This window comes from Nocardioides oceani (assembly GCF_030412965.1).
In the GTDB taxonomy this organism is placed as follows: Bacteria; Actinomycetota; Actinomycetes; order Propionibacteriales; family Nocardioidaceae; genus Nocardioides; species Nocardioides oceani.
The window spans coordinates 229,245-249,062 of record NZ_JAUHJQ010000001.1; the positions used below are offsets into that span (position 1 = coordinate 229,245).

At 73.9% G+C, this 19,818-nt stretch carries 16 protein-coding genes; 10 read left to right on the forward strand and 6 right to left on the reverse strand.

Annotation, left to right across the window (positions count from 1 at the left end; all coding sequences use genetic code 11):
- Positions 1–33: 33 nt before the first annotated feature.
- A complete protein-coding gene (locus tag QWY28_RS01130; protein WP_300950463.1) occupies positions 34–1,044 on the reverse strand; it encodes an ATP-binding protein in 1,011 nt (336 codons plus the stop codon).
- A 134-nt stretch (positions 1,045–1,178) separates the two neighbouring features.
- Here QWY28_RS01130 and QWY28_RS01135 point away from each other — a divergent pair, with 134 nt between their 5' ends.
- The gene (locus QWY28_RS01135) at positions 1,179–1,529 is read left to right on the forward strand and encodes a hypothetical protein (RefSeq protein WP_300950464.1); all 351 of its coding nucleotides are present in this window, start codon (positions 1,179–1,181) and stop codon (positions 1,527–1,529) included.
- A gap of 306 nt (positions 1,530–1,835) precedes the next feature.
- Here QWY28_RS01135 and QWY28_RS01140 read toward each other — a convergent pair whose 3' ends face one another.
- Both QWY28_RS01140 and QWY28_RS01145 read right to left on the reverse strand, forming a co-directional pair.
- Entirely contained in the window at positions 1,836–2,192 is a 357-nt protein-coding gene (locus tag QWY28_RS01140; RefSeq protein ID WP_300950465.1) for a LysM peptidoglycan-binding domain-containing protein, read from the reverse strand.
- A gap of 233 nt (positions 2,193–2,425) precedes the next feature.
- Positions 2,426–3,205, reverse strand: coding sequence for an SDR family oxidoreductase (locus QWY28_RS01145; RefSeq protein WP_300950466.1), 780 nt, complete (start codon positions 3,203–3,205; stop codon positions 2,426–2,428).
- A gap of 181 nt (positions 3,206–3,386) precedes the next feature.
- Between QWY28_RS01145 and lexA the strand changes: the two genes are divergently transcribed.
- Positions 3,387–4,109 carry a transcriptional repressor LexA gene (lexA, locus tag QWY28_RS01150; protein ID WP_300950467.1) on the forward strand — a complete coding sequence of 241 codons (723 nt, stop codon included), beginning with the start codon at positions 3,387–3,389 and terminating at the stop codon, positions 4,107–4,109.
- Positions 4,110–4,214: 105 nt separating this feature from the next.
- On the opposite strand, the gene QWY28_RS01155 is transcribed toward lexA, so the two are convergent.
- Positions 4,215–5,117 carry a hypothetical protein gene (locus QWY28_RS01155; protein WP_300950468.1) on the reverse strand — a complete coding sequence of 301 codons (903 nt, stop codon included), beginning with the start codon at positions 5,115–5,117 and terminating at the stop codon, positions 4,215–4,217.
- 228 nt (positions 5,118–5,345) lie between these two features.
- Between QWY28_RS01155 and QWY28_RS01160 the strand changes: the two genes are divergently transcribed.
- From QWY28_RS01160 to QWY28_RS01175, 4 genes are all read left to right on the forward strand, one after another.
- Positions 5,346–6,212, forward strand: coding sequence for a phosphatase PAP2 family protein (locus tag QWY28_RS01160; RefSeq protein ID WP_300950469.1), 867 nt, complete (start codon positions 5,346–5,348; stop codon positions 6,210–6,212).
- 55 nt (positions 6,213–6,267) lie between these two features.
- Positions 6,268–7,776, forward strand: coding sequence for an MXAN_6640 family putative metalloprotease (locus QWY28_RS01165; RefSeq protein WP_300950470.1), 1,509 nt, complete (start codon positions 6,268–6,270; stop codon positions 7,774–7,776).
- An 82-nt stretch (positions 7,777–7,858) separates the two neighbouring features.
- Complete coding sequence (locus tag QWY28_RS01170) at positions 7,859–9,577, forward strand: alkaline phosphatase D family protein (protein ID WP_300950471.1); 1,719 nt, start codon at positions 7,859–7,861, stop codon at positions 9,575–9,577.
- A gap of 5 nt (positions 9,578–9,582) precedes the next feature.
- Positions 9,583–10,875 carry an alkaline phosphatase family protein gene (locus tag QWY28_RS01175; RefSeq protein WP_300950472.1) on the forward strand — a complete coding sequence of 431 codons (1,293 nt, stop codon included), beginning with the start codon at positions 9,583–9,585 and terminating at the stop codon, positions 10,873–10,875.
- 501 nt (positions 10,876–11,376) lie between these two features.
- Here the strand turns inward: QWY28_RS01175 and QWY28_RS01180 are convergent.
- Together QWY28_RS01180 and QWY28_RS01185 are read right to left on the reverse strand one after the other, a co-directional pair.
- On the reverse strand, positions 11,377–13,290 hold the full coding sequence (locus QWY28_RS01180; RefSeq protein WP_300951287.1) for an ATP-dependent DNA helicase: 1,914 nt from the start codon (positions 13,288–13,290) through the stop codon (positions 11,377–11,379).
- A gap of 275 nt (positions 13,291–13,565) precedes the next feature.
- Positions 13,566–14,750 (reverse strand): ROK family protein, encoded by a 1,185-nt coding sequence (locus QWY28_RS01185; RefSeq protein ID WP_300950473.1) that lies wholly within the window; start codon positions 14,748–14,750, stop codon positions 13,566–13,568.
- A 95-nt stretch (positions 14,751–14,845) separates the two neighbouring features.
- Here QWY28_RS01185 and QWY28_RS01190 point away from each other — a divergent pair, with 95 nt between their 5' ends.
- From QWY28_RS01190 to QWY28_RS01205, 4 genes are read left to right on the forward strand one after another with little or no spacing between them, the layout of a single operon-like run.
- Positions 14,846–16,402, forward strand: a complete 1,557-nt coding sequence (locus QWY28_RS01190; protein ID WP_300950474.1) for a sugar ABC transporter ATP-binding protein — start codon at positions 14,846–14,848, stop codon at positions 16,400–16,402.
- On the forward strand, positions 16,399–17,421 hold the full coding sequence (locus QWY28_RS01195; RefSeq protein WP_300950475.1) for an ABC transporter permease: 1,023 nt from the start codon (positions 16,399–16,401) through the stop codon (positions 17,419–17,421). Before QWY28_RS01190 ends, QWY28_RS01195 begins: the two co-directional genes overlap by 4 nt.
- The gene (locus QWY28_RS01200; RefSeq protein WP_300950476.1) at positions 17,418–18,536 is read left to right on the forward strand and encodes an ABC transporter permease; all 1,119 of its coding nucleotides are present in this window, start codon (positions 17,418–17,420) and stop codon (positions 18,534–18,536) included. The genes QWY28_RS01195 and QWY28_RS01200 overlap by 4 nt, the downstream gene beginning before the upstream one ends.
- A 38-nt stretch (positions 18,537–18,574) precedes the next feature.
- Positions 18,575–19,774, forward strand: a complete 1,200-nt coding sequence (locus QWY28_RS01205) for a substrate-binding domain-containing protein (protein ID WP_300950477.1) — start codon at positions 18,575–18,577, stop codon at positions 19,772–19,774.
- The last annotated feature ends 44 nt before the right edge of the window (positions 19,775–19,818 follow it).

Genomic DNA, 19,818 nt, shown 5'->3' on the forward strand with positions numbered 1-19,818 from the left:
CTGCGGAGCCTCGGCCGGGACCAGGCGGTCGGCTCAGGCGACGGTGGTCGGGGCCTCGGCGAGCTCGAGGGCGAACCACACGGTCGTCCCGGTCGCGTCGCGCTCCGAGCCCCAGCGGGTCGACAGCGCGTCGACCAGCTGCAGGCCGCGGCCGTAGACGCGGAGCGGGTCGAGGTCCTCGGAGGGGTGCGGCTCGCCGGCGCTCGGCTTGCCGAGCCCACCGAGGTCGCGGACGGTCACCGTCAGCACCCCGCCGTCGAGGACCACCCGCAGCTCCGAGGCGGTGCCGGCGTGGACGACCGCGTTGGTGACCAGCTCCGAGAGGCACAGCTGCGCGTCGTCGACCACCTCGCCCTCGACGTCCCACGCGTGCAGCCGCTCGCGCAGGAACCGCCGCGCGGCCCCGGTCGCCCGCGGACTGCTCTCCAGCAGCACGCTGGCGGTCAGCGCCCCCTCGGGCACGGCCGGCTCCTCGGGGACCGCGTCGGATCCCTGCCGACCGGACACGAGCCGCACGCGACGTACGGCGTCCGAGGCGCGGCGCGCGATCGAGTGCAAGGTGGCGAGCCGGCGCTCGTCGAGGGCGGAGCGGTCGCCGAAGAACACCAGCAGACCACCGATCGGCGAGCCGGTCCCCGGCAACGGCAGCGCGGCCAGCGCCGCGACCCCGCGGTCGCGCTGGCGCTGCAGGTAGGTGGCGTAGCGGTCGCCGAACTCCTCGAGCCCGCCGCTCACCACCTCGCCGGTGCGCACCACCGTCGTCAGCGGCACGTCGTCGTAGGCGTCGACGTGGCACCAGTCGAGGTCCGCCTGCTCCAGGGCCGCCACGCTGTCGACGAACCGCAACCGCCGGCCGCCGCCCTCGCTCAGCGCCAGCGCCGCCCGCACGACCGCCGGGCCACCGGCCACCACGGCCAGGACGGCCCGGACGACCTGGTCGACGTCGTGGGCGTCGCGCAGGAAGGGGTCCAGCATCGGCATGGGTCCGGTCGACGCGCCGAGGCCCCCGCCCGGCACCGACGAGGTCCCCACTTCGCCTTGCACGGGTGACAGCGTAAAGCCTCCGGGCCGTTCCGGCGCGCGACGATCACGCCGGACTCCTCGCCGGCGCGGCGCGGCGGATCGCGCCGTGCGGGTCGGCCGCGCGGACCGCCACCCGATCAGCCACAATGCCTGACGTGGCGGCGGGCAAGCGGGCGGGATCGAGGCGGGGCGCGAAGCGCCGGCCCGGGTTCCAGCCGCGGCTGGCCCTGCTGGCCCTCGGCATCACGGCGCTGGTCGTCGCCTGGGGCTACCTCGTGTACGCCGCCATCGACTTCGGCGCGACCGCGCGCGGTGGCGAGTCGGCAGCGTGGTGGTTCCTCGGCCTCGCCTCGGTCGGTGCGGTCGCCTGCCTCTTCGCCGGGCTGATGCTCGTCGCCCGCCTGCTGCGCGCGCTCGGCATCACCTCTCCCCCGCCGCCGCGCGAGGACCAGCCCGACCGCCCGGACCGGCCCGCCACTCCCGGCGGCCGGCGCGCCGCCCGCTGATCGGACCTCCTGGTCACTCCCCGGCCGGACGGGCTCGCATCGCGTGGAGTCGGTCGCCGCAGCCGCGAGCTTCATCGGGGCCCCGCTGGAGCTGACGGTCCCCGGGCTGAGCTCCAGCCGGGCGCCAAGAGGTTCAGCGGGGGCCTGATGAAGCTGACGGCCCGAGCACGGGACCCGTCCCGCCCGGACAGGGGTGCCCCCGGACAAGCCGCAGGGGCGGGGCCGCGAACGGCCCCGCCCCTGTCTTCCCCGGTTCGCCAGCCGGGGTCGAAGCGGCTGGCGACGTCTGTGGTGGCTCTCCGGTCGTCAGGACACCGGGACGACGAGGCGCTGGCCGGCGTCCAGCACGGCCGTGTCGAGCGCGTTGAGCCGCTCGATCTCGGCCATCATCCCGCGCACGTCGCCGTCGTCGGCGAGGTCGGCGGCGATGCCCCAGAGGGTGTCGCCGGTCCCGACCATCACCACGCGGGTGGGCTCGGGCGTGCCGGCCTCCCCGGTGGCGACCGAGCCGGCCGCGATGAACAGGCCCACGCCGAGCACGAACGCCAGCGACAGCAGGAACACCACGAGCCGGCCGCGCCGGGTCAGCCGCACCGTCGCGGGACGGCCGGCGAGCTGGGGCGTGCGGACGTACGGGGCGCGGGTGGCGGTGATGGTGCTCATTGCGGGACCTCCTGGGGAAGCGGCGGTCAGCCTCTGGTCGTGTCGATCTCGGTCTGGGTGATGTCTAACCGCGACCACCGACAGTGGGTGGCGACCAGGCATCGAGCAGACGTTCGATCGAACGTGTGTACGACCGTAGAGCACATGTTCGAACAGATCAAGCATCTGTGCGAACGGATGTTCGAAGGCTTCTCGCGCGCGACGGCGCCGAGGCGCGGCCGCCCGCCCCCGGGTCAGCGCAGCCGGCGACGCCCCTGGGCCGCGAAGGCGGCCAGCGCCGGGCCGGAGACCGACGGCGCGAGCTGCCCGACCCGCATCGCCGCGCCGCGCCAGCCGGGCAGTGTCCGCACGACCCGGCGCGAGCCCACGAGGTCGACCGCGGCCCGGGCGGTCTCCTCGACGGTCAGCATCCGGCCTCCGGAGGTGACCAGGCGCTTGGCCAGGCCGTCCTGGCGCATCTCGGCGACCATCGCGGTGTCGACGCCGTCGGGGCACAGCGCGTGCACGCGCACCCCGCGCGGCGCCTCGAGGGACACCGAGGCGGCGAGCGAGACGACCGCGGCCTTCGTGGCGGCGTACAACGACAGGCCGGGCACCGGACCGAGGCCGGACAGCGAGGCCGTCAGCACGACGTCGCCCCCGCGCGACCCGAAGGCCGCCAGCGCCGCGCGGGTGCTCCACACGGCGCCCAGCAGGTTGACCTCGACGAGCCGGCGCACCTGCTCGTCGGTGAGGTCGGCCAGGACGCCGTCGTCACCCACGCCGGCATTGGCGAACCAGGCCACGAGCTCGCCGTGCCGCGCGGCCGCCTCGGCGGCGTCCGCGTGCGAGGCGGGGTCGCGCACGTCCTGGGCGATCCCCTCGACCGCGCCGATCTCGCGGGCCGTGCGGGCCGCTCCCTCCCCGTCGACGTCGGTGACCACGACCCGGTGACCCCGCGCGACCATGAGCTCGGCGATCCCGCGGCCGATGCCGCGAGCCGCGCCGGTGACGACACAGCTGGTGTTCTCCATGGACCGATCCAACCAGCGCCCCGCCCACGGTCCTCGGCCGACCGTCGGAGGCGGTCGTCCACAGATCGCGACACGCCTTCGAACAGGTGTTTGAACACGGGCACGGAACGCTCTACGGTGCTGCCAGCAGCCCCCACCGCCGCTCGCCCGTCACCGCGCTACCCCGGAAGGCACCTCTCTCATGGCGAAGAACCCCGGTCCCAAGGTCACCGAGATGCCCGACGGCGCGCCCGACGTCACCGGCCTGACCCCGCGCCAGACCCGGATCCTCGCCCACATCCGCGACAGCATCGAGGGGCGTGGCTACCCGCCCAGCATGCGCGAGATCGGCGACGCGGTCGGGCTGACCAGCTCCTCCAGCGTCGCCCACCAGCTGAAGGTCCTGGAGGAGAAGGGGTTCCTCAAGCGCGACCCGCACCGCCCGCGCGCCCTGGAGGTCTTCCTCCCCGAGGTGATGGCCGCGCGCCGGGCGATGTCGAGCGCGGACGACGGCTCGGTGGACGAGACGGGCGTGGGCGACATGCTCCCGGAGGCGCAGTACGTCCCGATGGTGGGCCGGATCGCGGCGGGCGGGCCGATCCTGGCCGAGGAGCGCGTGGAGGACGTCTTCCCGCTGCCCAAGCAGCTCGTGGGCGACGGCCAGCTCTTCCTGCTCGAGGTCTCCGGCGACTCGATGGTCGAGGCGGCGATCTGCAACGGCGACTACGTCGTCATCCGCCAGCAGCCGACCGCCGACAACGGCGAGATCGTCGCGGCGATGATCGACGGCGAGGCCACCGTCAAGACCTTCCAGCGCAAGGACGGCAAGGTCTGGCTGCTGCCCCACAACGCCGCCTACGAGCCGATCGACGGCACCCACGCGACCATCCTCGGGAAGGTGACCGCGGTCCTGCGCCGGATGTGACCGACCGCTCCTGCTCGGGCGCCGGTGACTGACGACGACGCGACTCCGCCCCGATCGGCCGCTGGCCGATCGGGGCGGAGTCGTCCGTGCGTGGTGGAGCTGTGCTCAGCCGGCGAAGACGGCGACCTTGAGAACCGTCGTGGACTGGTCGTCGACGACCGCGCGCGGCGCGATGCTCTGGGTGAGGACCTCACCGCCCTTGCCGCTCTTGCGCAGCGCCGCGGCGATCGCGGCGTTCTGCGAGCCGGCCGGCTTCTCGGTGACCTTGAGCGTGATCGGGAAGCCCTGGGCCCTCAGGCCCGCGACGGCCTTCTTCACCGCGGGCAGCCGGGTGAAGGAGATCTTGGTGGCCTTGGCGCCGCAGGTCTTCGTCGAGGTGGCGGTGACACCGGCGCACGTGGGGATGAAGCGCTTCATCGTGTACGTCTGCGGCGGGTCGACCGGCTCGGGGTCGACCGGGCCACCGGAGCCTTCGGGGGCCACGACGGTCAGCGAGAACGCCCCGACCGGCTCCCCGTCGTCGATGCCCTCGACCGAGTCGACGGCGATGCGGTACGTCGTGCCGGCGACTGCGGTGAAGCTGACCTCGGAGAACAGCGACCCCCGGCAGGTCGAGCCCTGGGAGTCGTCGTTGGCGGCGACCTCGGTGACGGTCCGCAGCGCGGTGCCGGTGTAGACCGCGAGGCGGGAGTCGAAGGTGGTCCCGGTGCAGGTGTGCACGACCGTGGCGCCGTCGGCGGAGGCCGTCCACGAGTACCACATCGAGGCCAGCGGCTCCTCCCAGTCGGAGTCGGCGTGGTTGGGCTCGCCGTCCTGCCCGGTCGCCTCGGTGTTGTCACCGGTCACCGTGCCGCCGGTGGTGGGGATCGCCTGAGCGTTCGCGAAGTCGTCGTTGCTGGGCTCGTCGGCCAGCGCCGGCGTGAGCAGGGCGCCGGTCGAGGTGAGTGCGCCGGCGAGCAGCACGACGCCCGCCAGGGTGGAGCCGAGGACGGGACGGGTTCGGGACATGGGTTCTCCAGGGACGACGGGGGCGCGGGCGAGCGAAGCGGGACCGACGCTAGGGGCGGGGACTGCCGCAGGAGGTGGAACGGTCCGGAAATGGCCCGTTCGGGTGGCTCCGGCGGTCCCCGACCGGCCGGAAAGGGTGACGGATCAGGGGCGAATCAGGTGCGACTCAGGTGCGACTCGGGGCTAAGCCAGGTGCTCAACCGGGCCGGGATGCGGCAATCTGGGGCCGTGAGCAGTCCCAGCAGCCCCACGAGGTACCCCCGCCTGCGGCGCGGCGGGGCCGAGCTGGTCCTGGTCCTGACGCTCTACGTCCTCTACAGCGGCTCCCGCCTGTTCGCCGACGACTCCCTCGCTCCCGCCGTGCTCCGGGCCCAGGAGCTGCTGGACGTCGAGGAGCTCGTCGGCCTGCACTGGGAGGCCGCGCTCAACCAGGTCTTCGTGGACATGAAGGTGCTCGGCCTGCTCTCGAGCTACTGGTACGCCACCGCCCACTACGTCGTCACCGCCGTCGCGCTGCTGTGGCTCTACCGCCTCGGCGAGCGCCAGTACGTACCCGCCCGCCGCGCCCTCGTCGCGGCGACGCTGGTCGGCCTGGCCCTCTACCTCCTCCTGCCGACCGCTCCCCCCCGCTTCGTCGACGGGTACGTCGACGTGCTCTCGCTCCACGCCGCCGACGGCTGGTGGGGCTCGGACGCCTCCGCCCCGAAGGGGCTCGGCGGCCTGACCAACCAGCTCGCCGCGTTCCCCTCCCTCCACGCCGGCTGGGCGCTGTGGGTGGCGATCGTGGTCCAGACCAACGCCCGCCGGCCCTGGACCCGGGCCCTCGGCTGGGGGCACGCCGCCGTCACCGCCGTGGTGATCGTCGGCACCGGCAACCACTGGGTCCTCGACGCCGTCGCCGGCTGGCTCGTCATCGGCGTGGGCTTCCTCCTGGCGGCCCGGCTCGGCCGCCGACTGGATCGCCGACTGGATCGCCGGCTGGATCGCCGGCTGGATCGCCGACCGGACCACCCGCGCTCGGAGCCGGCCGCTGCGAACGGCCCGAAGATGGTCCCGACGGGTCATAGGCAGGACAGCTCCACCACGGTTGGCTGAGCGTCGGCCCGGGCGTGGACCCGTCGCCGGAGTCCCCCACCCGCACGGAGCCGTCATGCCACGCACCCGCCCGTCCCGTCCGTTCGGCCGCACCCTCGTCGTGGGGCTGCTCGCGCTGGCCGTCGCCCTCGTGCCCGGGCTGGCCGGGGCGACGCCCACGGCCGGCAACCGGACCGGGCAGGACGCGGGAGCGAGCCGGCCGGCGACGTACGCCGCCGACGCGGCGAGCCGCCGAGCGGCCGCCGGCCGTCTCGCCGCCGCCCGCTCCGCCCTCGCCGGCGACGGGCGGGACGCGACCGAGGCGCTCCGGCAGCTGCGGATGGCGCGCTCCTCCCTGGACCGGGCCGACCGGCGCGCCGCCGACCGACTGCTCGCCCGTCCCGCCAGCCGCAAGCGCTCGTGCACGGTCGTGTGCGTGCACTGGTCGACGTCGGGCCGCCACCGGGCGACCACGGCCTGGGCCAAGCGGGTCCTCGCCATCACCGGGTCGGTGCACCGCACGCTGACCACGGCCGGCTACCGCTCGCCCAAGGCCGACGGCACGGTGGGCGGCAACGCCAAGACCGACGTCTACGTCCAGGACCTCGACGACGGCCTCTACGGCTACTGCACCAGCGACCAGAAGACCAAGGCCTTCGACGTGTGGGCCTACTGCGTGGTCGACAACGACTACCGCGGCTTCCCGACCGGGACCCCGCTGCAGAACCTGCAGGTGACCGTGGCACACGAGTACTTCCACGCCGTCCAGTTCGCCTACGACTCCTACGAGGACACCTGGCTGCTCGAGGGCAGCGCGGCGTGGGTGGAGGAGGCCCTGTTCGACGCGGTCGACGACAACCGGCAGTACCTCTCCTCCAGCCCCCTGTCGCACCCCGGGCGGCCGATGGACCGTTCCGGCGGCACCTTCCACTACGGCACCTGGCTGTTCTTCGAGCACCTCGCCGGCGTGCTCCCGGAGCGCGAGGGCGGGCTGCCGGTCGTGGTCCGCGACATCTGGCGCGCCGCGGACGCCCGCAAGGGTGCCCCGGACCTGCACTCCACCGACGCCGTCAGCGCCGTGCTCGAGGCGGCCGGAACCGACCTGCCGTCGACCTTCGCCGGGTTCGCGACCGCCAACCGCCGGCCGGCGGAGTGGTACGCCGAGGGCTCGGCGACGGAGTACGACCCGGCTCCGGCCGCGGAGACCGCGACCCTCGCCCTCGGCGCCCCCACGACGTGGAGCCCCCGGGTGGACCACCTCACCAGCGCCACGCTGGCCGCCAAGCCGCCCGCCTCCGCGACCAGCGCGGCCATCGTGGTCGACCTGCCCGCGAGCGGCGCGGTCCGAGCCGTGGCCACAGTCGTCCTCACCGACGGGACCAGCTCGAGCTACCTCATCCCCCTCGACGGCGCCGGCCACGGGACGGCCACCGCGCCGTTCGCCGCCGGGTCCGTGATCGCGGTGGAGGTGACGGTCGCGAACGCCGACGTCCGGTACGAGTGCTGGCAGCGCACCGACTTCGCCTGCGGCGGCCGGCCCCTCGGCGACGGGCAGGGGGCGCGGGTGCAGGTCACGGCGCGTTGACCACGCGACGTACGCCGCCTGAACAGACGGTGCTCACACCCGTGGGGGCATCACATCCGCGCTCCCCCGTCGTTGACGCAGCGTGACCACGACCCACCCCGACCGGCCGGGCCCGCAGGGCACCGTCGGCCGCCGCACCGTCGTCGCCACCGGGGCCGTGGGCCTCGGCGTCGCGTCGGTCGCCTCGGCCGTCCCCGCCACCGGCACCACCGCCGCCCCGACCGCGCGGGGCCACCGCGTCTTCCAGCACGGCGTCGCCTCCGGCGACCCGCTCCCCGAGTCGGTGCTGATCTGGACCCGGGTCACGCCGACCCGGGCGGCGACGCCCGGGTCGGGCCGCGGGCCCCGGACCGAGGTGCGCTGGGAGGTCGCCACCGACCGCGCCTTCCGCGACGTCGTGCGCCGCGGCACCTTCGTCACCAGCGCCGGGCGCGACCACACCGTCAAGCTCGACGTCACCAGCCTGCGGCCCGCGACCTGGTACCACTACCGCTTCACCGCCGCCGGCCAGCGCAGCCGCGTCGGTCGCACCCGCACCGCCCCCGCGCCCGGTGCGACGCCGCGCAACCTGCGCTTCGGCGTCGTCTCGTGCGCGAACTACCAGGCCGGCTACTTCGGCGCGTACCGCCACCTCGCCCGCCGCGACGACCTGCACGCCGTGCTGCACCTCGGTGACTACCTCTACGAGTACGAGGCCGGCTACTACGGCGCCGGCGACGTCATCGTCCGCCGCCACGAGCCGGCCGGGGAGATCGTCTCCCTCGACGACTACCGGCAGCGGCACGCGCAGTACAAGGCCGACCAGGACCTCCAGGACCTCCACGCGACGGCGCCGTTCATCACCGTCTGGGACGACCACGAGAGCGCGAACGACGCCTGGCGCGAGGGCGCCGAGAACCACACGGCCGGGTCAGGCGCCGGCGGCGAGGGCGCCTGGCGTCGGCGCCGCGCCCGCGCGCACCGGGCCTACGACGAGTGGATGCCCGTCCGCCTCGACGGCACGGCGCGCCTCGGCGACGGGACCCGCCTCTACCGCCGCCTGCAGTTCGGCACCCTCGCGGAGCTGAGCATGCTCGACCTGCGCACCTACCGCAGCGAGCAGGTCGCCGTGCCGGCCCTCGACCCGGCCGTCAGCGACCCCGACCGCACCATCACCGGCCGCGAGCAGATGCGCTGGCTCAAGGCGTCGCTGGCCCGCGACGCCGCCCAGTGGAAGCTGGTCGGCAACCCGGTGATGATCGCGCCGGTCACCTTCGCCGCGCTGCCCGCGGACCTCGTCACCCCGGTCAACGACGTCACCGGCCTGCTCCCCCAGGACGGGCTGCCCTACAACGTCGACCAGTGGGACGGCTACACCGACGACCGGCGCGAGCTGTTCGCCCACATCCGCGACCGCGGCATCAAGGACACCGTCTTCCTCACCGGCGACATCCACTCCGGGTGGGCCTCGGACCTGCCCTTCGACCGCGGGCTGTACCCGGTCGCCGGGGACACCGCCGGCGTGGAGTTCGTCTGCTCGTCGGTCACCTCCGACAACCTCAAGGACATCCTGGGCGTGCCGCCGCGCACCGCGAGCCGTGCGGTCGAGCAGGCCATCCTCGCCGCCAACCCGCACATCAAGTACCTCGACTTCGACTCCCACGGGTACTCCGTGCTCGACGTGACCCCCGCCCGCGTGCAGATGGACTGGTACGTCATCGGCTCCCGTCTCGACCGGACCACGAGCGCCACCTGGTCACGCTCCTTCGCCACCCGCGCCGGCACCAACAAGGTCGTCGCCGTCGATCGGCCGGTGCGCTGATGTGCGTGCCCGGCACCGGCCGCACCACCCCGCCGGCCGCGAGCGACCGGCGTACCGTCCTCAAGGTCGCGGGCGCCGGCGGCCTCGCGCTGACCTTCTCCACGGCCCTCGGCACCCCGACGTACGCCGCCGGGAACCGTGACCGCCGCCGCGCCTACGTGCTGGTGGTCGACGGGTGCCGCCCCGACGAGATCGACAGCGGCCTGATGCCGAACCTCGCCGCGCTCCGGGCCGGCGGGCGGCACCACCCGCGGGCGCACTCGCTGCCCGTCATGGAGACGGTGCCGAACCACGTGATGATGATGACCGGCGTCCGCCCCGACCGCAGCGGCGTGCCCGCCAACGACATCTACGACCGCGGGCTGGGCGAGACCCGCACGATGGACCGGCCGAGCGACATCCGCACCACCACCGTCATCGAGCGGCTCAACCGGCAGGGGCTCCGGACCGGGACCGTGCTGAGCAAGGACTACCTCTACGGGGTCTTCGGCGAGCGCGCCACGCACCGGTGGGAGCCGTTCCCGCTGCTGCCGGTGACCGACCACGCGCCCGACGTGTTCACGATGGAGGCCGCGCTCGGGATGGTCGAGGAGTTCGACCCGCACCTGGTCTTCGTCAACCTCGGCGACGTCGACCGGGTGGGGCACAGCGACCTCACCGGCGGCACCCTGCAGGCGCTGCGCCGGGCCGCGCTCGTCTCGACCGACCTGCAGGTGGGGCGTTTCGTCGACATGCTGAGGTCGACCGGCCGGTGGGGGCGCTCGATCGTCGTCGTGCTCGCCGACCACTCGATGGACTGGTCGCGGCCCGACCGGGTGGTCTCCCTGACCTCGCCGCTCGCCGAGGACCCGCTGCTGGCCGGCAACGTCGCGGTGGCCCAGAACGGCGGCGCGGACCTGCTCTACTGGACCGGACCGGAGGGGCAGCGCGACCGCGGCGTCGCCCGGATGCTCGCCGTCGCCCGGAGCACCCCTGGCGTCCTCTCGGCCCACGACCGGGCCCGCACCTCGTGGCTGCGCCTGGGGCCGAACGCCGGCGACGTCATCGCCTACTGCCGCGCGGGCTGGCGGTTCAGCGACCCCGACGTCGTCTCCAACCCCATCCCCGGCAACCACGGCCACCCGGCGACGCGACCGATCCCGTTCTTCATCGGCGGCGGCCACCCGGCCGCCGCGAAGGCCGTGTCCTCGGAGCTGGCCGCGACCGTCGACGTCGCGCCCACCATCGCGTCGTTCTTCGGGCTGCGCGGCGCGCCGCGTGGCGGTTGGGACGGGCGCTCGCGGCTGGCCGCTGGTTGATCAGGGAGGCGCCCCCGCGCAGAACCCCCGCCGGTTGAGCAGGGAGGCGCCCCAGCGCGGAACCCCCGCTGGTTGAGCAGGGAGGCGCCCCAGCGCCGACCGTGTCGAAACCCCGCAACCGACGCAGGGCCTGACGTCAGAGGTCCCTCACCGGGTTTCGACACGCTCGCTGGCGCTCGCTGCTCAACCAGCGGGGGCGCCGGCGCTCGCCCCCGGCGCCGACCGTGTCGAAACCCCCGCAACCGACGCAGGGCCCGAGGTCACAGGTCCCTCACCGGGTTTCGACACGCTCGCTGGCGCTCGCTGCTCAACCAGCGGGACACGCCGGCGCTCACTGCTCAACCAGCGGGACACGCCGACGCTCACTGCTCAACCAGCGGGACACGCCGGCGCTCGCTGCTCAACCAGCGGGACACGCCGGCGCTCGCTGCTCAACCAGCGGGACACGCCGGCGCTCGCTGCTCAACGAGCGGAGGCGCCGGCACTCGCGGCTGGCCGCGGTCAGCCGCGCGCGGAGGCGGAGAGCCGGGCGAGCGCCTTGCGGACGATGGAGGGGTCCGTGGTGGTCCACATCGGGGGCAGGCTGGCCTTGAGGAACCCGCCGTAGCGGGCGGTGGCGAGCCGCGGGTCGAGCACGGCGACGACGCCGCGGTCGCTGGTCGTGCGGATCAGCCGGCCGGCGCCCTGGGCCATGAGCAGGGCGGCGTGGGTGGCCGCGACCTGCATGAACCCGTTGCCACCGGCCTGGTCGGCCGCCTTCTGCCGCGCCGACATCAGCGGGTCGTCGGGCCGAGGGAACGGGATCCGGTCGATGAGCACCAGCTGGCAGGTGTCGCCCGGCACGTCGAGGCCCTGCCACAGCGAGAGGGTGCCGAACAGCACGGTGTGGGGGTCCTCGACGAACTGCTTGGCCAGCTCTGGCAGCTGGGCGTCGCCCTGGGCGAGGGTGGTCAGGTGGGGCAGCCGCTCGCGGACCGCCTCGGCGGCGGTCTCGGCGGCCCGGCGGGAGGAGAACAGCCCCAGCGCCCGCCCGTCGGCGGCGTCGATGAGCTCGACGATCTCGTCGAGCTGGGCCTTCACGAGCCCGTCGCGCCCGGGCGCGGGCAGGTGGCGGGCGACGTACAGGATCCCCTGCTGGCCGTAGTCGAACGGCGACCCGACGTCGATCCCGCGCCAGGGCAGCACCGTGTCGGTCCGCTGGGCGTCGGCCGTCTCGTCGACGACGCGCTCGGACGGCTTGAGCCCGACGCTGGTGGCGACCGAGCCGAAGTCGCCGCCGAGCATCAGCGTGGCGCTGGTGAACACCACGCTCTTCTCGCGCAGCAGCTTGTCGCGCATCGGGCCCCACACCTGCAGCGGCGCCACGCACAGGCGCGGGGGCATCCGCTCGCTGCCCTCGGTCATCCACAGCACGTCGGAGTCGAGGTCGGCGGCCATCCGCTCGGCCGTCGCGAAGACCTCCTGGACCGAGCCCTTGGCCTGGGTCAGGCCGGGGTCGGCGGACTTGTCGCCCTTGTCGTCGCCCTTGGGGTACGCCGACAGGCAGGCGCGCGCGGCGTCGCGGACCAGCACCAGGGCGTCGCCGAGCTCCTGCGGCATCCGCTCGAACCGGCCCGGCCGCGCGTCGGTCATCGCCGAGCGCAGCGCCTCCGCGGCGTCGGCGAGGTCGTCGGCCTGCGAGCCCTCGACGTGGCGCTGGCTGCGCCGCGCGGCCCGCTCGACCTCGGCGGCCCACAGCTCGTCGGTCGCGGCCTGGGTGACCCGCGCGGTCAGCTCGTGGGCCTCGTCGATGACGACCGCGTCGTACTCCGGGATCATCGGCACGCCCTCGATCGCGTCGATCGCGAGCAGGCTGTGGTTGGTGATCACCAGGTGCGAGCGCTGCGCCTTCTCCTTGGCGAGCTCGGCGAAGCACTCCTGGCCGAAGGGGCACTTGGTCGCCCCCAGGCACTCGCGGTGGCTGACCGAGACCTGGCGCCACTCGCGGTCGGTGTGCCGCGGGGCGTTGTCGCGCTCGCCGCTGCCGTCCTCCTGGGCCTGCTCCTCCGCCCACGCCCGCAGCTCGAGCACCTTCTGGCCCATCGAGCCCTCGGGCAGCTGGACGAGCGCCCCCTGGTCGTCGGGCACGCCCTCGCGGACGCGGTGCAGGCAGGCGTAGTTCGAGCGGCCCTTGAGCACGGCGTAGGAGGTGTCGACGTCGCGGGCCGACTCGTCCCGGGCCACCGCCTCGACCAGCCGCGGGAGGTCGCGCTCGACGAGCTGGTGCTGCAGGGCCAGCGTCGCGGTGGCGACCACGACCCGGTCGGGGTGGAGCAGCGCCGGCACGAGGTAGGCCAGCGACTTGCCGGTGCCCGTGCCCGCCTGGACGAGCAGGTGCTCCTCGTCGGCGAGCGCCTTCGACACCGCCTCGGCCATCCGCACCTGACCGGCTCGCTCGGCGCCCCCGAGCGCACGGACGGCACCCCCGAGAACCTCGCTGACGCGGGTCGTCGGCGGGGTCGTCGGCGGGGTCGTCGGGGCGGAGGTCGGCGGCACCCGAGAACCCTAACGGCGGGCGCCGACAGACCCGGCGCGGTCGCGCGCGTCGCCTGTGGACAGTGACCGGCGCCGCGCCGCCGACGCCCATGTGACGCGACGTTCGCTGCTCTGCATGCACATGGCAGCGTGCCGACACAGCAGCGAACCTGTCGTCACACCCGCCCCGCCGTCGCGCCCGCCTCGACCACCAGCGCACCGGCCCGGTCGATGTGCTCGGGCGAGAGGACGTGGCCGATGGCGAGCGCGGCCGCGCCGATGACGCCGGCCCGCTCGCCGGCGCGGGAGGTGGTGACGGCCAGGTGCTGGGTCGCCAGCGGCAGCGAGCGCTGGTAGACGACCTCGCGGATCCCTGCCAGGAGGCTCTCGCCGGCGTCGGCCAGCGAGCCGCCGATGACGATCGCGGAGGGGTTGATCATGTTCACCAGCGTCGCGAGCACCTCGCCGAGGTCGCGGCCGGCCTGCCGCACCGCCTGGACCGCCCGAGGGTCCCCGCTGCGCACCAGCGCCACGACGTCCGGCGAGCCGGCCGCGTCGACGCCGACCTCACGCAGCGACCGGGCGACCGCCGGCCCGGCCGCCACGGCCTCGAGGCAGCCCTGGTTCCCGCACCGGCACAGCACCTCGGCGGCGCGGGCGACGGCCACGTGGCCGAGGTCGCCGGCGGTTCCCTGCGCCCCGCGCTGGAGCTGGCCGCCGGAGATCAACCCGGCTCCGATGCCGGTGCTGACCTTGATGAAGACCAGGTCCGCGACGTCGGGCAGGTGGGCGTGCTGCTCCCCGAGGGCCATGATGTTGACGTCGTTGTCGACGAGCACGGGCACGTCGAAGGCCCGCTGGACGTGGCCGGGCACGTCGTACCCGTCCCACCCCGGCATGATCGGCGGGTTGATCGCCCGGCCGGTCGAGTGCTCGACGGGACCGGGGAGCCCCATCCCGATGGCCGCCAGGTCCCGCGGGTCGCGGCGCTGGTCGGCGAGGAGCTCGGCCACGACGCGCTCGACCCAGCCGAGGACGTGGTCGGGCCCGAGCGCCACGTCGAGGTCGGCGCGACGCTCGACGAGGATCGTGCCGCTGAGGTCCGACAGCGCCGCGGTCGCGTGGCTGGCGCCGATGTCGACACCGGCCACCACCCAGGCCGTCGGGTTGAGCGCGAGCAGCGACGGCGGGCGCCCGCCGGTCGAGACCCCGCCGCCGTACGGCGCCACCAGGCCGAGCTTCATCAGCGTGTCGATCCGGGACGCGATGGTGGAGCGGGCGAGCCCGGAGAGGTCGGCGAGCTGGGCCCGGGTGCGGGGCTGACCGTCCCGGAGGAGCTCGAAGACGTCGCTGGTCCGCACGGCGGGAAGTGTTCCACGGAGACTTCTGGACGTCCAGCAAACGACTTTTGACGAACGCTCGACAGAAGTGAGTGACGCGTGCCACAGTGCCGCTCGTGACCACCACGTCGCCGACCGAGAGCCCGGGCACCCCCGGAACCCCCGGCCCGCCCTCCGACGGCACCGCGCCCACCGGTGCCGTCGTCCTCCGCGCCCGCGGGCTGACCAAGGGCTTCGCGGGCCACACCGTCCTGGAGGACGTCGACCTCGAGCTGCACGCCGGCCAGGTGCTCGGCCTCGTCGGCGAGAACGGCGCGGGCAAGTCGACCCTGATGAAGATCCTCGCCGGCGTGCACTCCCCCGACGCCGGCACGGTCGAGGTCGCCGGTGACCCGGTGTCGTTCACCCACCCGGTCCAGGCGCAGCAGGCCGGCCTCTCCACGGTCTTCCAGGAGTTCAACCTCCTGCCGGAGCGCTCGGTGGCCGAGAACGTCTACCTCGGCCGGGAGCCCCGCCGGCGCGGCCTCGTCGACGTCGAGCGGATGCACCGCGACACCGAGGAGCTCCTCGAGGGGCTCGGCGTCACGGGGCTGCGCGCCGGCCAGCGCGTGCGGACCCTCTCGGTCGCCGAGCAGCAGCTGGTCGAGATCGCCAAGGCCGTCAGCTACGACGCGCGGGTCATCCAGATGGACGAGCCGACCGCGGCGCTGGCCGAGCACGAGGTCGAGCTGCTCTACGCCGTCATCGCCCGGCTCACCGCCCGCGGCGTGGCCATCGTCTACGTCTCCCACCGGCTCAAGGAGATCTTCGACCTCTGCGACACCATCACGGTCCTCAAGGACGGCCGCCAGGTCACCACCCGGCCGGCGGGCGACCTCGACGACGCCGAGCTGGTGCGCCTCATGGTCGGCCGCTCGATCTCCTCCTTCTTCCCCGACCCGCTCCCCGGGACCGAGGTCGGCGAGCCCCTGCTGGAGCTGCGCGGCGCCGGCAACGGGTACGTCGACGGGGTCGACCTCACGCTGCGCGCCGGCGAGGTCGTCGGCATCGCCGGCCTGCAGGGCTCCGGCCGCACCGAGCTGCTGGAGGCCGTCTTCGGCGTGCGCCCGTTGACCCGTGGCACCATGCGCGTCGGCGGACGCGACGTACGCCCCGGCTCGCCGCGCGCCGCGATCCGCGCCGGCCTGGCGATGGTGACCGAGGACCGCAAGGCCACCGGCCTGGCACTGAACCAGACGATCCTCGACAACGCGCTCGGCGTCGTGCGGGCCGTCTTCCCCCGGCGCACCGGCGCCGCCCGTCGCGACCTGCCCGGCCTGCTGTCCTCCCTCGAGGTCTCGGCCCGGGCGACCGACCAGGAGGTCCAGTTCCTCTCCGGCGGCAACCAGCAGAAGGTCGTGCTGGCCCGTTGGCTGGCCACCGACCCCCGGGTCGTCCTCATGGACGAGCCCACCCGCGGCATCGACGTCGGCGCGAAGCACTCGATCTACGAGCTGATGCGCGCGCTCGCGGCCCGCGGCGTGGCCGTCCTCATGGTCTCCAGCGAGCTCCCGGAGGTGATCGGCATGTCCGACCGGATCGTCGTCATGCGCGACGGACGGGTGGCCGGCGAGCTGCCCGCGGGCGCCACCGAGGAGCAGGTGCTCCAGGTCGCGACGGGGGTGGACGCATGAGCGCGCTCACGCGGCGCACGACGCCGCTGACCTCCACCGGCATCGTGCTGGTGCTGCTGGCGGTCAGCCTGGTCGCCGGCTTCGTGCTGACCGCCGTCGAGGGCCGCAACTTCCTCAGCTCCGGCAACATCTCGGCGCTGCTGACCGGCATCAGCATCCTCGGCTTCATCGCCATCGGGCAGACGCTGGTGATCCTCGTCGGCAGCCTCGACCTCTCGGTGCCGTACGTCGTCAGCCTGGTCAGCGTGCTGGCCGCCGGCACGATGGCCGGCCAGGACGGCAACGTGCTCCCCGCCGTCGCCCTCGCCCTGCTGGTGGCCGCCGCGGTCGGGCTCGTCAACGGCGCGATCGTCGCCTACCTCGGCGTCCACGGGTTCATCGCGACCCTCGGCACCGGCCTGGTCATCAGCGGCTACCTCGCGACCAACTACCAGGGCAGCCACGGCTCCGCGCCGCGCTCCTTCCGGCTGGTCGGCGCCACCCAGGTCGGCCCGGTGCCGCTCTCGACGCTCATCCTGCTCGGCTGCGCGGTGCTCGTCGTGCTCATGCTCCGGCGCACCCGCGTCGGCCACCACCTGTACGCCGTCGGCGGCAACCGCGAGGTGGCGCGGCTCTCCGGCATCCGCACGTCGGTGCCGGTCCTCGTCGCGCACACCCTGTCCTCGGTGCTGGCCGCGCTGGCCGGGCTGCTGCTGGTGGCCCGGCTCAGCGTCGGCAGCCCGACCATCGGCAGCCAGGGCGACTACGACCTGATGTCGATCGCGGCGGTCGTGCTCGGCGGCACGCTGCTCGCCGGCGGCAAGGGCAACGTCGTCGGGACCCTCGCCGGCGTCGCGATCTTCTCCGTCCTCGACAACGTCATGGGCGTCATGGGCGTCAGCGCGTTCCTGCAGGACGTCGTCCGCGGCCTGGTCATCGTCGTCGCGGTCGCGGTCTACGCCCGCCGCGAGATCGACCGCCGGCCCGCCCGGTTCGAACGGCCCACCGGCCTCGACGCCGCACTCCAGGAGGCGAAGTGACCACCTCGACCCCGCTCCTCGAGCGCACGGAGCGAGCGCCGCTCCCCGAGCACCATCGCAGCTGGACGGGGCGGGCCGCAGCGGCGCTCGCCACCCCCGGCGGTGCGGTCTACGTCCTGGTCGTGGCGCTGCTCGTGGCGACCGTGCTGGCCAACCCGAACTTCGGCGACCCCGGCGTGGTGATCCGCTTCCTCGGCCGCACGGCGCCGATCGCGATCGCCGCCATCGGCCAGTACTACGTGATCGTCTCCGGGGAGTTCGACCTCTCCATGGGCGCCGTCGTCGCCGCGCAGGTCGTCATGGCCGGCAACCTCATCGGCGAGGACGAGAGCCGGATCCTCCCGGTCACCCTGCTCATGCTCGCCGTCGGCGTGCTCATCGGCGTGCTCAACGGCCTCGGCACGACGCTGCTGGGCGTGCCGAGCTTCATCGTCACCCTCGGCATGATGCTGGCGCTCGGCGGCCTGGTCGACCACCTCACCGGCGGCGCGGCCACCGGCAACCCCGCCGACTCGTTCCGCGAGATCGGCCGCGGCGGCATCGAGGACGTGCCGGTCGTCGACGTGATCCCCTATCCGCTGATCATCCTGGCGGTCCTCGGCGCGCTCGCCTCGTGGTCGATGCGCCGACCGTTCGGCCGCAGCCTCGTCGCCGCCGGCGACAACCCCGACGCCGCCCGCGTCTCGGGCAGCTCGCTGTGGTGGCTCAAGACCCGCGCGTTCGTCATCTCCTCGCTGTCGGCCACCGTGGCCGGCATCATCCTGGTCGGGTACGCCGGCGTGCACCCCTCGGTCGGCCAGGGCTACGAGTTCACCGCCATCACCGCGGTCGTCCTCGGCGGCGTCGTCCTCGGCGGCGGCCGCGGCTGGGTCCTCTCCGCCGCCGCCGGCGCGGTCGCACTGGAGCTGCTGTTCGTGCTGCTCACCGCGCTCGGCGTGGAGTCCACCTGGCGCGCCACCGTCCAGGGACTGATCATCATCGCCGCCGTCGCCGTGGCCGGTCGCGCCTGGCAGCGCGGCCGTCGCCCCCGGCGTACCGGCTCCTCCTCGGCCACCTCGTCTCGGCACCTCACCCACCACCAGCCCACCCCGGGCACAACCACAGGAGACAACTGATGCGCACACCGTTGCGAAGCAGGTCGCTCAGGGGCGCCGTGGCGTCCGTCGCGGCACTGGCCGCCCTGGCCGCGTGCAGCACCGACGAGTCGATCGACGACCCGGCCCCGCAGGCGGGTGAGGAGTCCACCTCGGAGAGCGAGGGGTCGGGCGGCAGCGAGGAGTGGTTCGTCCAGGCCGACTTCGACGAGCAGGACCAGCAGCGCTCGGCGACCTTCGAGGGCGACCCGGAGCAGCCGTACCTGCAGTACATCGACGGCGAGATGACCGACACCGCGGACTACGCCTCGCAGGAGGCCCAGAAGGTCTGCTTCGCCAACGCCTCGATCTCCAACCCGTGGCGCCAGACCGGCTGGATCACCATGAACCAGCAGCTCCAGGAGCTGCAGGACGCCGGCGTGATCTCGGAGATGGAGACCCGCGACGCCCAGGACGACGACAACACCCAGATCGCCGACATCGACTACTTCATCAGCGAGGGGAACTGCGACGTCTTCGTCATCTCCCCCAACTCCACCGCCGCGATGACGCCCGCCGTCGAGCGCGCCTGCGAGACCGGCAAGCCGGTCATCGTCTTCGACCGCGGCGTCGAGACCGACTGCTACACGACCTTCATCCACCCCATCGGCGGCTACGCCTGGGGCATCGACACCGCCAACTTCCTCGTCGAGAACCTCGAGGAGGGCGACAAGGTCGTCGCGCTGCGCATCCTCCCCGGCGTCGACGTGCTGGAGACCCGCTGGGCCGCGGCCGAGAAGATCTTCGAGGAGAACGGCATCGAGGCCGTCGACTACTTCACCGGCGCCGACCCCACCAAGATCAAGGGGATCATCACCGACGAGCTCACCAAGGGCGACGTCGCGGGCGTGTGGATGGACGCCGGTGACGGCGCCGTCGCCGCGATCGAGGCCTTCGAGGACCAGGGCGTCGACTACCCGGTGATGACCGGCGAGGACGAGATGAGCTTCCTGCGCAAGTGGGAGGAGACCGGCCTGACCGGCCTCGCCCCGGTGTACTCCAACTTCCAGTGGCGCACCCCGCTCCTGGCGATCCAGAAGATCGTCGCCGGCGAGGAGGTCCCGAAGGAGTGGGTGCTCCCGCAGACCCCCATCACCGAGGAGGAGCGTGCCGACTTCCTCGCGGCCAACGAGGGCATGCCCGACGGCCACTACGCCAAGTTCGGCGGCGAGGACCTGACGGGCTACCCGGAGGTCTGGCAGGAGCGCCAGATCCCGTGATCCCCGCCGGCCGGGGGTCGTCGGACCGACCCCCGGCCGGTGCC